The sequence below is a fragment of the Arthrobacter sp. TB 26 genome, assembly GCF_000427315.1.
Taxonomy (GTDB): domain Bacteria; phylum Actinomycetota; class Actinomycetes; order Actinomycetales; family Micrococcaceae; genus Arthrobacter.
Window position 1 is genome coordinate 1 of the sequence record NZ_AUPJ01000365.1, and the last position, 12,411, is coordinate 12,411.

Consider the following 12,411-nt stretch of genomic DNA (forward strand, 5'->3'; position numbering starts at 1 on the left):
GCTGGACCAGGCCATCGCGTCCACGGAGCTGAAAGCCGGGAGCAAGGCCTGGTGGTGGACGCCGTTCAACGTTGTGCAGTGGCTGGCATTGCTGACGGCCCTGGGCGGCTTCGCCTGGCTCGGCGTGCTCGCTGCGCTGGGCTACTTTCAGCTTCCCGTGCCTGAGGTCCCGCGGGTGCAGGGCTGGCCGGTGCCGACCGTCATGATCGCCGGCGGGGCGCTGCTCGGAATTGTCCTGGCCATCCTGGCGAAGTTCATCGCCGGCGCTGCCGCCCGGGCGCGGGGCTCAGCGGCCCGGAAACGCCTCAATGCGGCCGTCGCTGCCGTGGCGGAGAATCTGGTGGTGGAGCCTGTCGAGCTTGAGGTCAGCCGGCTGGAATCCTTCAACAAGGCCCTCCAGGCGGCGTCGCGCTAACCGGTTTCGAGCGGTGCTGAGCCTTCCGCAGTGCCGTTCAGTCAGCGGACCCGCCCGTAACTGAACCCCCTACAACAGGGCTGCCGCGTCGCGGACCTTGATCATGGTGCGCAGGTTGCGGGTAGTGGTGGAGGCCTTGTACTTCGGCTTCGAGGACAGCTTGCTGAACGGACTGTCCAAGGTGCCGCCGGCAGGTGCCAGCCACGCCAGGGCTTCCGGTCCCAGCGTGGTCACCTGCGCCCCGTCCAGGGCCCTGCCGGCCTCATACAGCTCAGCAAGTACCTCGGTGTCCGAGCCCAGCGTGAGGTAGGTGTGGGTGGATTTGTCGTCCGCGGGGAAGGGGCACGCCGCCACCAGGTCGCCCACCCGTTCCGCCGGCAGCACCACCACCCAGGCGTCATAGCCGAAGGCCTCCCGGAGGCACGCCTCGAATTCCTTTTTGACGCCCGCGGGGGACAGCTCGCTGGCAAGCACAACATTTCCGCTGGCCAGGAGCGTCTTCACGCCGGAAAACGGGCGGGACGCGAGAGCCTGCCTCAGTTCGGCCATTTTGATGGTGATGCCGCCGACATTGACCCCGCGCAGGAACACCGCATAGCTGCTCATGCGGACAGCCTATGCGCTCAGTCGTTGGTTTTGCGCAGCGCCTCGGTCAGCACCCGGGCTGCGTTGCAGACCACCTCGGCGTGCAGCCGGCCGGGCTGGCGGGTGAGGCGTTCGATCGGGCCGGAGATGGACACCGCGGCGATCACGCGTCCGGACGGACCGCGCACGGGTGCCGAAACGGAAGCGACCCCCGGCTCGCGTTCGCCGAGACTCTGGCCCCAGCCCCGGCGTCGGACTCCGGCCAGGACGGTGGGGGTGAACCGGGCGGCCTGCAGGCCTTCGAGGAGCCGGTCGTGGTCCTCCCAGGCGAGCAGCACCTGGGCGGCGGAGCCGGCCTTCATGGACAACTGGGTGCCCACCGGAATCGTGTCGCGCAGCCCGATGGGCCGCTCGGCGGAGGCCACGCAAACGCGCCACTCACCCTGCCGACGGAAGATCTGGGCACTTTCGCCCGTGGCGTCCCGCAACTGCATCAGGACAGGCCCGGCGGAGGCGATCAGGCGGTCCTCGCCGGCTGCGGAGGCGAGCTCCACGAGGCGGCTGCCGAGCACAAAACGGCCCTGGATGTCGCGGCTCACCAGCCGGTGATAGACCAGCGCCAGCGCCAGCCGGTGCACGGTGGGCCGTGCCAGTCCCGTGGCCGCAACGAGCTGCGCCAGGGTGGTGGGCCCGGCCTCAAGTGCGTCAAGCACATGGGCCGCTTTATCGATGACACCGACGCCACTAGAATTGTCCATGTAATGATATTGCCGTCTCATTATCTGAGATGCAAGTCAGCCCGCTGGCGCATGACGCCGGAGTGCTGATTCAGTGGAGACAACAAGCAGGCAAGTACGAATCACCGCAGTGAAGGGAGAAGGCCGTGGCAAAGACACTGGCCGAGAAAGTCTGGGGCGCGCACGTGGTGCGCAAAGGCGACGGCGAAGGAGCCAACGCCCAGCCCGACCTTCTCTTCATCGACCTCCACCTGGTGCACGAGGTGACCTCGCCGCAGGCCTTTGAGGGCCTCCGGCTGGCCGGGCGCCCGCTGCGCCGGCCCGACCTCACCATCGCCACCGAGGACCACAACACTCCCACGCTGGACATCGACAAGCCAATCGCCGATCTCACCAGCCGCACGCAGATCCAGACCCTGCGCAACAACTGCCAGGAATTCGGTGTCCGGCTGCACTCCCTGGGCGACGCCGAGCAGGGGATCGTCCACGTCGTCGGCCCGCAGCTTGGCCTCACCCAGCCCGGCATGACCGTGGTCTGCGGCGACTCGCATACCTCCACCCACGGGGCTTTCGGCGCCCTCGCGATGGGCATCGGCACCTCCGAGGTGGAGCACGTCATGGCCACCCAGACGCTGTCCCTGAAGCCCTTCAAGACCATGGCCATCAACGTCGAGGGCACCCTGCGCCCGGGCGTATCGGCCAAGGACATCATCCTGGCCGTCATCGCCAAGATCGGCACCGGCGGAGGCCAGGGCTACGTCCTCGAATACCGCGGCTCCGCGATCCGGGCCCTGTCGATGGAAGCCCGGATGACCATCTGCAACATGTCCATCGAAGCCGGCGCCCGCGCCGGACTCGTCGCCCCGGACCAGACCACCTACGATTACATGTTCGGCCGTCCGCACGCGCCGCAGGGCGGCGCAGAGTGGGACGCCGCCGTCGAGTACTGGAACACCCTGCGTTCCGACGACGACGCCACGTTCGACGTCGCGGTGGACCTCGACGCCGACACCCTGGAACCGTTCGTGACCTGGGGGACCAACCCCGGCCAGGGCGTGTCCCTCTCGGCCAAGGTGCCCTCGCCCGGGGACTTCGGCGACGAGAACGCCAAGGCCGCGGCGGAACGCGCGCTGCAGTACATGGGGCTGGAAGCCGGCACCCCGATGAAGGACATCCGGGTGGACACGGTCTTCCTGGGGTCCTGCACCAACTCCCGGATGGAGGACCTCCGCGCGGCAGCGGACATCATCCGGGGCCGCACCAAGGACCCCAACATCCGGATGCTCGTGGTGCCCGGCTCCGCCCGCGTCCGCCTCGAGGCCGAGGCCGAGGGTCTGGACAAGGTCTTCAAGGACTTCGGGGCCGAATGGCGCTTCGCCGGCTGCTCCATGTGCCTGGGCATGAACCCGGACCAGCTGGAACCGGGGGAGCGCTGCGCCTCCACCTCCAACCGGAACTTCGAGGGCCGCCAGGGCAAGGGCGGACGGACCCACCTGGTCTCCCCGGTCGTGGCAGCCGCGACGGCGGTGCGCGGCACCCTGAGCTCGCCGTCGGATCTGGACCCCGCCCCCGGGTCCGCAGCGGTCCGTTCCGACGCCGCCTAGCCCGCCCAGATCCACCCTGCTCAGATCCACACAGCCTAGAAGGATCCGCCATGGAAAAGTTCACCACCCACACCGGCATCGGCGTCCCGCTGCGCCAAAGCAACGTCGACACGGACCAGATCATCCCGGCCGTCTACCTCAAGCGCATCACACGCACCGGCTTCGAGGACGCGCTGTTTGCGGCTTGGCGCAAGGACCCGGCGTTCATCCTGAACCAGGAACCCTTCAACGCCGGCTCCGTGCTGGTGGCCGGCCCCGACTTCGGCACCGGCTCCTCCCGCGAGCACGCCGTCTGGGCGCTCAAGGACTACGGCTTCAAGACCGTGCTGTCCTCACGCTTCGCGGACATCTTCCGCGGCAACTCCGGCAAGCAGGGCCTGCTGGCCGCGGAACTGGCCCAGGACGACATCGAACTCATCTGGAAGGAACTCGAAAACGCCCCCGGCACCGCGGTCACCGTGGACCTCGTCTCCAAGACCGTGCAGTGCGGCAACATCGTCGCGCCGTTCGAAATCGATGACTACACCCGCTGGCGCCTGCTCGAGGGCCTGGACGACATCGGGCTGACCCTCAAGCATGAGGAAGACATCACCGCTTTCGAGGCCACCCGACCCGCGTTTATGCCCAAGACGCTGCCGGCCAAGCTGTCCTGACGCGGCGCGGACTCGGCCATAGTCTGGCGATAAGTCGGTGGCCGCAACTATCGGGCGGCCAGAATCCTACCGACCGACCCTGAGAGTGCCGTTCCGGAAGTCCAGCCCCGTTTCACGGCGTACACCTTCACAGTGAGGTTTCGGAAGGCCAGATCCGCGGCGGTTACCTCGTAGCTGGACGTGGTAGCGCCGGGAATCGGAATCGAGCGGTCGCGCAGCCACTGATACCGGTAAGTGAGACCCGGCTGCGACCATGTTCCAGGGCTGGCCTTGAGGACCGAACCCACGACCGGTGCGCCGGCGAGCGTCGGAAGGGTCCGGTTGAGCACTGTGGTGGAGGACGGGGCCACGGACCCGGCTCCCAGGACCGTCTTGGTCAACGACGTGAACAACGGTTTGCTTCCGGTGACCCGGACTGCGATCCGCTGGCCGCGATCCGCTTCGGTGAGCTTGTAAGATTCTGCAGTGGCCCCGGTGACGGCAGCACCGTTACGGAGCCAGCGGTACTTGTAGGAGGTGCCGATGGTCCAGGCGCCGGGTGCTACGGTCAGGACCGACCCGACCTGCCCGGTACCGGACACAGCGGGAGCGCCGGGAGTCAGAGTGTACCCTTTGACCGGTGTCTCAGCCGTGAAAGTTTCGCCGGCGTCCTGGTAGGAGTCTGCCTCGCCATACGACTCAAGTCCGATCGTCTTGCCGATGTCGGCGTTCGTGAGCTCATACGAGGCGGTGGTGGCACCCGCGACTGGCATGCCATTGCGCAACCATTGGTACGTTATGAGCGTCCACCGCAGGTCATTCGGGCGCGCGACGGCGGTCAGGGTGGATCCGACCGTCACGGTGCCGGTGATCTGGGGGAGGTAGTAGTAGGGGGGGCGTCATTTAGCTCCCAGGCCGGGCCCCACCAGCAGTTTTCCTCCCCGGTGACAGGGTCGGGGGCTCCGCAGAATCGATCCATTGGTGGTTCTTGGGCCGCCGTCGTTCCGGCCACGATGCCAGCAGCAAGACAGCAGGTCAAGACCATACGGAGCGGTTTGCGCGCGAGTGAAGACGACTTCAAGATTTCCCCCAAGGATAATTCAGTACGACAGTGGCTGACTGTACCAGCGGAGCGGCGAGGCCGTGGTGGCGGGAAATGGGAGTGTCCCTGTTAAGGTTCATTAATGCCCACAAACGTGATGATCTATGGAAGCGCTGTGTCCAGGACCGCGTTCAACGTAATGGATTCCAGTTTCAGCCTGCTCCGCCATGTTGCCGGTCAGTCTATGATCAGTGCGCTATCCCGGCCTGCGGTCCTCATTGAGGGCCGCATGGTCGGCTCCGTGGGCCTGACCCTGGAGGATGACATCAAATCCACGCTGCTCAAGCACGTGCGTCGGCACGCCAGCGAACTGGACGTACTTGTCATCGACCTGCTGGATGAACGGCACGGCGTCGTCCACCTTCCGGAAGGAAGCTATGTGACCGATACGCCGGAACTTGCCAATTCAGGTTTGCTGGACACTGTCGCTGGCAAGAAGACCACAATCGCACCGGTCACTGAGAGGCACTGGGCACTTTGGGAAGCCTCGGCTAACCGACTCTTCAACGCTCTCGCAGAGCTGGGGCTGCGTGACCGGACGATTGTCCTCAACGTGCCCTGGGCTGAAGGTGCAAGAGATCTGGGCCTAAACCGCCATCTCAAGACAGCAGAACTCAGTGCCTACTTCGACGAATGCTGTGCCCATATTCGTAGCCTCGGTTTCGCCGTAGCGACGATGCCTGAGGAGCTGCGTCTGGTCGCAACGGAGGACAATCGGGGTTCGGAGCCACTCCACTTCGGTGCCCCTGCAAACTCGTGGATCGCATCACAAATTGAGGCCATGGGTGCCCGAACGTCACTCGTGAGCAACGGGGTCTGAGAGAGGCGCGGCGCACCCCGTATTTCAGATCGGTAACGCAAGCTCCTATGCTTAGCTGGTGCCTTTGTAAGGATTTGGGGGCGAGTAGTCGTGAGGAAACCGGTATATGAGTAGTGTTCTGACAATCCGCGGAGGCGTCCCGCTTACTGGCCGCGTCACCGTGCGGGGGGCCAAGAATCTTGTTCCCAAAGCCATGGTGGCTGCCCTGCTGGGCAATGAGCCATCCGTGCTGCGCAACGTCCCCGAAATCAAGGACGTCGAGGTTGTCACCAGCCTGCTCCAACTCCACGGCGTCACCGTCGAGAAAGACCCCATCACAGGGGATCTGACTCTCGATCCAACCAACGCCAAGACCGCCTCGCACACGGCGATCGACGCGCACGCCGGTGATTCCCGCATCCCGATCCTGCTGTGCGGTCCGTTGATCCACGCGATCGGCGAGGCTTTCATCCCGGACCTGGGCGGCTGCAAGATTGGCGACCGCCCCATCGACTACCATCTGAACGTGCTGCGGCAGTTCGGCGCGGTCGTCGAGAAGCGACCCGGCGGCATCCACATCTCAGCACCCGGCGGGCTCAAGGGTGCGAAGATCTCTCTGCCCTACCCGTCCGTCGGCGCTACCGAACAGGTGCTGCTGAGCGCCACGCGGGCGGAGGGCATCACCGAGCTCTCCGGCGCGGCCACCGAGCCCGAAATCGTCGACCTCATCGCGGTGCTGCAGAAGATGGGCGCCATCATCAGCGTCCAGACGGACCGCACCATCAGGATCGAGGGCGTCCCGGACCTCGGCGGGTACAACCACCGCGCCCTTTCGGACCGCAACGAATCGGCCTCCTGGGCCTCCGCGGCACTGGTCACACGCGGCGACATCTTCGTAGAGGGCGCCACCCAGCGCGACATGATGACGTTCCTCAACACCTACCGCAAGGTCGGTGGCGGGATGGACATTGGCGATGATGGCATCCGGTTCTACCACAAGGGCGGCAAGCTCAACCCGCTGGTCCTCGAGACGGACGTGCACCCCGGTTTCATGACCGACTGGCAGCAGCCGCTCATCGTCGCCCTGACACAGGCCGAGGGCGTGTCGATCGTCCACGAAACCGTATACGAGAACCGCTTCGGTTTCACGGAAGCCCTGATCCGGATGGGCGCCAACATCCAGGTCCACCGCGAATGCCTCGGCAGCGTCCCGTGCCGTTTCGGCCAGCGCAACTTCCTGCATTCAGCCGTTATCTCGGGCCCCACCCAGCTGACCGGAACCGACATTGACGTGCCCGACCTCCGCGGCGGGTTCAGCCACCTGATCGCGGCACTCGCCGCCAACGGCACCTCGCGGGTCACCGGCATCGACATCATCAACCGCGGCTACGAGCGTTTCACGGAGAAGCTCGCGGGCCTGGGCGCCGATTTCGACATCACCTCGACCGAGTAGCGGGGACCACGTGAAGGAATCGGCCAAGAGCCACGTCACCTTTGTCGTTGTAGCCGGGATTGTCCGGCCGGTCATGAACCTTCTGATGAGGAAGGAATGGATCGGCCTGGAGAAGCTGCCCGCCGGCGGCTTCATCGCAGCCCCCAACCACTGCACCGAAATCGACCCCCTGGTGGTGGGGCACATGCTCTACAACCAGCAGCGGATGCCGCACTTCCTGGCCAAAGCCGGGCTGTTCAAGGTGCCCGTGCTGGGCTTTGTGCTGCGCGCCACCAAACAGGTCCCGGTGCAACGCTCGTCGGCGGGAGCCAACCGCTCGCTGCAGATCGCCAAGGAAGTGGTGGACGAAGGCGGCGCCATCATCATCTACCCCGAGGGCACACTGACCCGCGACCCCGAGCTGTGGCCGATGAAGGGCCACACCGGTGCCGCGCGCATGGCGCTTGAGAGCGGGATCCCTGTGGTGCCGATGGCGCACTGGGGAGCCCATGAGGTCTTGCCCCGCTACGCCAAGCGGTTCCACATCTTCCCGCGGAAGACCTCGCGCCTGGTGGTCGGAGATCCCGTGGACCTCAGCGCCTTCGCCGGCCGGCCGCTGGACAAAGCCACCCTTACCGAGGCCACCAACGTGATCATGGACGCCATCACGGAGCTCCTGGCCACCCTTCGCGGCGGACAGCCGCCGCTGGTCCGCTGGGACCCGTCGGCCCACAACCAGTCCACACACGGCCGCTTCGTTGAGGGCGACGCCGGGACAGCCACCGGCGCGGACGGCGCCAAATGACGGGTCACTCCGGCGCAACGGCTTCCGCCACCCGGGTCGCTGTCCTCGGAGCGGGGTCCTGGGGGACCACGTTCGCGAAGATCCTCGCTGACGCGGCTACGGCCTCCGGCGTCGAACGCGACATCCGGCTGTGGGGCCGCCGGAGCGAAGTTGTCGAGCAGATTAATCTGAAGCACCGGAACGAGCAGTACCTCAAGGACATTGCCCTCCCGCCCAGCATCACCGCGTCCACCGACGTCGCCGAAGTCCTCGCCGGCGCCGATCTCGTGGTTCTGGCCGTTCCGGCCCAGACCCTGCGGCCGCAGCTGCGCGAATGGAAGGGGCTGCTGGCTCCCGGCGCGCTGGTGGTTTCCCTCATGAAGGGACTCGAGCTGCACTCCGACGCGCGGATGAGCGAGGTCATCTGCGAAGAGCTGGGGATTCCTGCCGAGCGGGTCGCCGTCGTCTCCGGACCCAACCTGGCCATGGAGATCGCGCGGGAGGAGCCCACCGCTTCCGTGGTCGCCTGCGCCGATTCCGCGGCGGCGGGCTGGGTTGCGCGGAGCTGCACTGCGCCGTACTTCCGTCCGTACACAACGGGCGACGTGGTTGGCGTCGAGATCGGCGGGATCGTCAAGAACATCATTGCCCTGGCCGTCGGCATCTGCGAGGGCAAGCAGATGGGCGACAACACCAAGGCCTCGGTGATCACCCGCGGCCTCGCGGAGACCTCCCGGCTGTCACTCGCCCTGGGCGGCGAGGCCCGGACGATGGCCGGGCTGGCCGGCCTCGGCGACCTCGTGGCCACCTGTTCCTCGCCGCTGTCCCGGAACCACACGGCCGGACGGCTGCTGGGCAAGGGCCTCAGCCTGGACGAGGTCACCGCCGAAATGACACAGACGGCCGAAGGGATCAAATCCGCCCAGGCCGTTCACGAGCTGGCCGGCAAGCTCGGCGTCGAGATGCCCATCACCGCGGCAGTGGTAGCCGTCCTGGCCGGAAAACTGTCCGTCGACCAACTGGGGCCGCTGCTGCTGTCCCGGGACCTGAAACCTGAAGGCGATTACTGAGCGTGTCTGAAGAAAACGTGAGCACAGAGGGCCTGAGCGCCCAGCGTCGTCCCCGGGTGGCGGTGCTGTTCGGCGGCCGTTCCAGCGAACACGCGGTGAGCTGCGTGACGGCGGCCGGCGTCCTTGGGGCCATTGACCAGACGAAGTACGAGGTCATCCCGATCGGGATCGCCAAGACCGGCCAGTGGGTGCTGGCCTCAGGGGACACCCATGACTGGTCACTCTCGGCATCATCCCTGCCGGAGGTCGCGTCCTCGGCCCGGACCGTCGCGCTGACCGAAATCGGCGGCGAACACCAGCTGATTGTGGCCGCCCCGAACACCGTCCCGCAGGAACTCGGTGCCGTGGATGTGGTGTTCCCGCTGCTGCATGGACCGTTCGGCGAGGACGGCACCATCCAGGGCTTCCTGGAGCTCTCCGACACCCGCTACGTCGGCGCCGGCGTGCTGGCGTCCGCCGTCGGCATGGACAAGCACTTCATGAAAGTGGTGTTTGAATCCGCCGGGCTCCACGTGGGGCCCTACATCGCCGTCACGGACCGGCAGTGGCGCAACGACCCGGAGACCGTCCGCAAGCGCGTGGACCAGCTGGGCTTCCCGGTCTTCGTCAAGCCCGCACGGGCGGGTTCCTCCATGGGCATCTCCAAGGTGGACTCACTCGAAGGCCTGGACGCCGCGATCGAGGCCGCCCGCGAACATGACCCGAAGCTTGTCATCGAAGCGGGCATTGTGGGCCGCGAGATCGAGTGCGCCGTGCTGGAAGGCCGGGGGACCGACGCCCCCCGGACATCCATGCCGGGGGAGATTGCCGTGGCCGGCGGCGGGCACGAGTTCTACGACTTCAACGCCAAATATGTCGACGACGCCGCGGAGCTCAGCTGCCCGGCCGACCTCCCCGATGAGGCGATCGCCCGGGTCCGCGAACTGGCCGCCGTCGCGTTCGACGCCGTCGGAGCCGAGGGACTGAGCCGGGTCGATTTTTTCTACACGCCCGAGGGCGAGCTGATCATCAACGAGATCAACACCATGCCCGGGTTCACGCCCAAGAGCATGTACCCGCAGATGTGGAAGGCCTCCGGGCTGGGCTACGCGGAGCTGATCGATGAGCTGATCTACCTGGCTCTGCACCGCAAGACCGGGCTGCGCTAGCGCTTACTGGCTGGGCGGCAGGTTCTGCAGGTCCGCCTGGCCCACGCAGTTCCGCGCCGCCGGCACCTTCGCAGCGGCGGCGGCGAGGTCCGCGAGCACCGTGGCGGAACTGATCTTGTCCGGATCCATCAGGATCTCCGTGGCGGGTTCGCGTCCGAATGTGGTCAGCGTCCATACCGGGTCGCCTTCCTTGATGACCCAGTCGACGCCGTTGACGCTGACGCAGCGGTCCGTCGTCGGACCCGGCACGTTAACCCCGCAGCGCAGGATCACAAGCGACGGATCGCCCCACGCCGCGGTGGCCTGGCTGTTGGTCTTGCGCAGCTTGGCCTCGCCGATCGCATCCGGCAGCGCCACCATCATCGGGGCACAGGCGGCGTTCGCCGCGTCCTTGGCGGGGGCAACGTCGACCACCGGGGAGCAGGCGCTCAGCAGGATCCCTGCGGCCGCCGCCGTCGCCAGAAGACGGAATGGACGTGCGGGGGCCGGGAGGCGGAAGCGCTGCATTCTTCAAGACTATCCCCGTATGGGCGGTCGCTTTGAACCGGGAGATCCAGGCGTCCGTGACATGATTGGTGAGCTATTTCTGTCAACTGAGGTAAGAGTTGGGAAGCAACACATGGTCTTTGTCTCCGAAAATCGGGTTCCCTCCGAGGAGCCCCAGCGTCCCCGGACGAAGAAGAAGAGGACTGCTCGAAACGTGCTCCTCAGCGTCGTGGCGTTGTTTCTCGTCGCAGCAATAGGAGCCGGGGTATACGCCTTCAGCCTGGCCAGCAGCTTCAATTCCAAGTCCCAAAAGATTGAACAGGCGTTCCCCGAAGACGCTGCACGGCCCGCGAAAGTACAGGCCGGCGCTACCAACCTCCTACTCCTGGGAAGCGACAGCCGCGCCGCAGCCCTAGGGTCGGCTGAAGCAGGCGACTCATCGGACCAGCGATCCGACACCATGATGTGGGTCCACGTTCCCGCGGACCACAAGAACATTTACATGATGTCCATCATGCGCGACACGTGGGTGCAAATTCCCGGACATGGGGAGGCAAAGATGAATGCCGCCATGGCATTGGGCGGCATTCCCTTGGTGGTGCAGACCCTGGAGGGGATGTTCGGCACGAGGTTCGACCACGTGGCCGTCATCGACTTTGAAGGCTTCAAGGCCATGACCGATGCCCTGGGCGGGGTCAACGTCAACGTGCCCGCGGCGTTCAACACCAAACAGTTCTCGTTCCCCGAGGGCAAGCAGCAGCTAAGCGGCGAAGAGGCACTTGCCTTCGTCCGGGAACGCAAAGCCTTCAGCGACGGCGACTACCAGCGCGTCAAGAATCAGCAACTCTTCCTGAAAGCACTCATGACCAAATTCCTCACGGCGGAGACGCTGACCAACCCCGGAAAAATCAGCAGCCTGGTGGATACCGTCTCGCCGTACATCAGCGCGGATAAGTCCCTCGACGCCGCTGCTGCCGGTGCTCTGGCAATTGGACTTCGCGATGTTCGGGGTTCAGATGTGGTCAGCTTCACGCTGCCAACCTTGGGTATTGGAACCTCCAACGACGGCCAGTCGATAGTCCTCCGCGACGACGCGGCTATCGATGCGATAGGCAAGGCGCTGGCCGACGATTCTCTCGGTTCCTACGTGGAGGGCTCCGGAGTCACCAATAAGCGGTAGTGGGACAGATGCGGGTCGCGATAGCGGCGTAAAGTGCGGCCGCTGCCCAACGCGAACAGGTATGATTACACGTTGGCGTTAGTATCTCATTGCGGCGCCTAAGTAAGGTTCGACGGCGAACACCACAACGTAGCGAACTGGATTGGCTTTGGGGGAGCACTTGAATACATCACATGGGGCATGCCCCCGGCGCTTATCGGCCATTGGCCCAGTGCAGGTTTCCGCACTGGCGGCCGCGCTCATCCTCACCTTGAGTCTGGGTGCGCCGGAGGCTCACGCCGAGGACGTTACTCCGGCCGACCCAGGCCAGATCATCGTCGTACCCACTCCGACTGAGATGCCGCCGCTCGTCCCCGCACCATCAGATCCAGCGCCGACCCCGACGGACACCACGGAGGTGCCGCTGCCTGCGGGCTCGGAGTCACCTGCCCCGAGCT

General features: G+C 65.8%; 12 protein-coding genes and 1 pseudogene. 9 read left to right on the top strand and 4 right to left on the bottom strand.

Translation table 11 applies throughout. The annotated features are described in order from the left end of the window. A pseudogene (locus K789_RS0114100) lies at nucleotides 1-415 on the top strand (ABC transporter); the annotation flags it as partial. Nucleotides 416-484: 69 nt separating this feature from the next. Here K789_RS0114100 and K789_RS0114105 read toward each other — a convergent pair. After that, complete coding sequence (locus tag K789_RS0114105; protein WP_024367314.1) at nucleotides 485-1,021, bottom strand: DUF1697 domain-containing protein; 537 nt, start codon at nucleotides 1,019-1,021, stop codon at nucleotides 485-487. 17 nt (nucleotides 1,022-1,038) lie between these two features. Next, nucleotides 1,039-1,758 (bottom strand): IclR family transcriptional regulator, encoded by a 720-nt coding sequence (locus tag K789_RS0114110; protein WP_024367315.1) that lies wholly within the window; start codon nucleotides 1,756-1,758, stop codon nucleotides 1,039-1,041. 125 nt (nucleotides 1,759-1,883) lie between these two features. On the opposite strand from K789_RS0114110, the gene leuC reads away from it, so the two are divergent. Continuing rightward, nucleotides 1,884-3,341 carry a 3-isopropylmalate dehydratase large subunit gene (gene leuC, locus K789_RS0114115; RefSeq protein WP_024367316.1) on the top strand — a complete coding sequence of 486 codons (1,458 nt, stop codon included), beginning with the start codon at nucleotides 1,884-1,886 and terminating at the stop codon, nucleotides 3,339-3,341. Between the two features lie 50 nt (nucleotides 3,342-3,391). Next, nucleotides 3,392-3,994 carry a 3-isopropylmalate dehydratase small subunit gene (gene leuD / locus K789_RS0114120; RefSeq protein WP_024367317.1) on the top strand — a complete coding sequence of 201 codons (603 nt, stop codon included), beginning with the start codon at nucleotides 3,392-3,394 and terminating at the stop codon, nucleotides 3,992-3,994. 47 nt (nucleotides 3,995-4,041) lie between these two features. Here the strand turns inward: leuD and K789_RS24090 are convergent, their stop codons facing one another. Further along, on the bottom strand, nucleotides 4,042-4,833 hold the full coding sequence (locus tag K789_RS24090; RefSeq protein WP_051181055.1) for a hypothetical protein: 792 nt from the start codon (nucleotides 4,831-4,833) through the stop codon (nucleotides 4,042-4,044). Nucleotides 4,834-5,157: 324 nt separating this feature from the next. Here K789_RS24090 and K789_RS0114130 point away from each other — a divergent pair, with 324 nt between their 5' ends. The 5 genes from K789_RS0114130 (at nucleotide 5,158) to K789_RS0114150 (ending at nucleotide 10,308) form a co-directional block, all read left to right on the top strand. Continuing rightward, nucleotides 5,158-5,895, top strand: a complete 738-nt coding sequence (locus K789_RS0114130; RefSeq protein WP_128081635.1) for a DUF6270 domain-containing protein — start codon at nucleotides 5,158-5,160, stop codon at nucleotides 5,893-5,895. Nucleotides 5,896-6,001: 106 nt separating this feature from the next. Then, a complete protein-coding gene (murA, locus tag K789_RS0114135; protein WP_024367320.1) occupies nucleotides 6,002-7,327 on the top strand; it encodes a UDP-N-acetylglucosamine 1-carboxyvinyltransferase in 1,326 nt (441 codons plus the stop codon). A gap of 10 nt (nucleotides 7,328-7,337) precedes the next feature. Beyond that, a complete protein-coding gene (locus tag K789_RS0114140) occupies nucleotides 7,338-8,111 on the top strand; it encodes a lysophospholipid acyltransferase family protein (protein WP_024367321.1) in 774 nt (257 codons plus the stop codon). Beyond that, nucleotides 8,108-9,160, top strand: a complete 1,053-nt coding sequence (locus K789_RS0114145) for an NAD(P)H-dependent glycerol-3-phosphate dehydrogenase (RefSeq protein WP_024367322.1) — start codon at nucleotides 8,108-8,110, stop codon at nucleotides 9,158-9,160. Before K789_RS0114140 ends, K789_RS0114145 begins: the two co-directional genes overlap by 4 nt. A gap of 2 nt (nucleotides 9,161-9,162) precedes the next feature. Next, complete coding sequence (locus K789_RS0114150) at nucleotides 9,163-10,308, top strand: D-alanine--D-alanine ligase family protein (protein ID WP_024367323.1); 1,146 nt, start codon at nucleotides 9,163-9,165, stop codon at nucleotides 10,306-10,308. A gap of 3 nt (nucleotides 10,309-10,311) precedes the next feature. Here K789_RS0114150 and K789_RS0114155 read toward each other — a convergent pair whose 3' ends face one another. Beyond that, nucleotides 10,312-10,815 carry a DUF3515 family protein gene (locus K789_RS0114155; protein WP_024367324.1) on the bottom strand — a complete coding sequence of 168 codons (504 nt, stop codon included), beginning with the start codon at nucleotides 10,813-10,815 and terminating at the stop codon, nucleotides 10,312-10,314. A gap of 112 nt (nucleotides 10,816-10,927) precedes the next feature. Here K789_RS0114155 and K789_RS0114160 point away from each other — a divergent pair, with 112 nt between their 5' ends. Continuing rightward, nucleotides 10,928-11,974 (top strand): LCP family protein, encoded by a 1,047-nt coding sequence (locus K789_RS0114160; RefSeq protein WP_024367325.1) that lies wholly within the window; start codon nucleotides 10,928-10,930, stop codon nucleotides 11,972-11,974. Nucleotides 11,975-12,411: the final 437 nt, after the last annotated feature.

Excerpts from the sequence above, each read along its gene's own strand:
- K789_RS0114105 (WP_024367314.1), bottom strand. The coding sequence starts at position 1,021 with ATGAGCAGCTATGCGGTGTTCCTGCGCGGGGTCAATGTCGGCGGCATC.
- murA (WP_024367320.1), top strand. The coding sequence starts at position 6,002 with ATGAGTAGTGTTCTGACAATCCGCGGAGGCGTCCCGCTTACTGGCCGC.
- K789_RS0114110 (WP_024367315.1), bottom strand. The coding sequence starts at position 1,758 with ATGGACAATTCTAGTGGCGTCGGTGTCATCGATAAAGCGGCCCATGTG.
- K789_RS0114160 (WP_024367325.1), top strand. The coding sequence starts at position 10,928 with ATGGTCTTTGTCTCCGAAAATCGGGTTCCCTCCGAGGAGCCCCAGCGT.
- leuD (WP_024367317.1), top strand. The coding sequence starts at position 3,392 with ATGGAAAAGTTCACCACCCACACCGGCATCGGCGTCCCGCTGCGCCAA.
- K789_RS0114155 (WP_024367324.1), bottom strand. The coding sequence starts at position 10,815 with ATGCAGCGCTTCCGCCTCCCGGCCCCCGCACGTCCATTCCGTCTTCTG.
- K789_RS0114130 (WP_128081635.1), top strand. The coding sequence starts at position 5,158 with ATGCCCACAAACGTGATGATCTATGGAAGCGCTGTGTCCAGGACCGCG.
- K789_RS0114145 (WP_024367322.1), top strand. The coding sequence starts at position 8,108 with ATGACGGGTCACTCCGGCGCAACGGCTTCCGCCACCCGGGTCGCTGTC.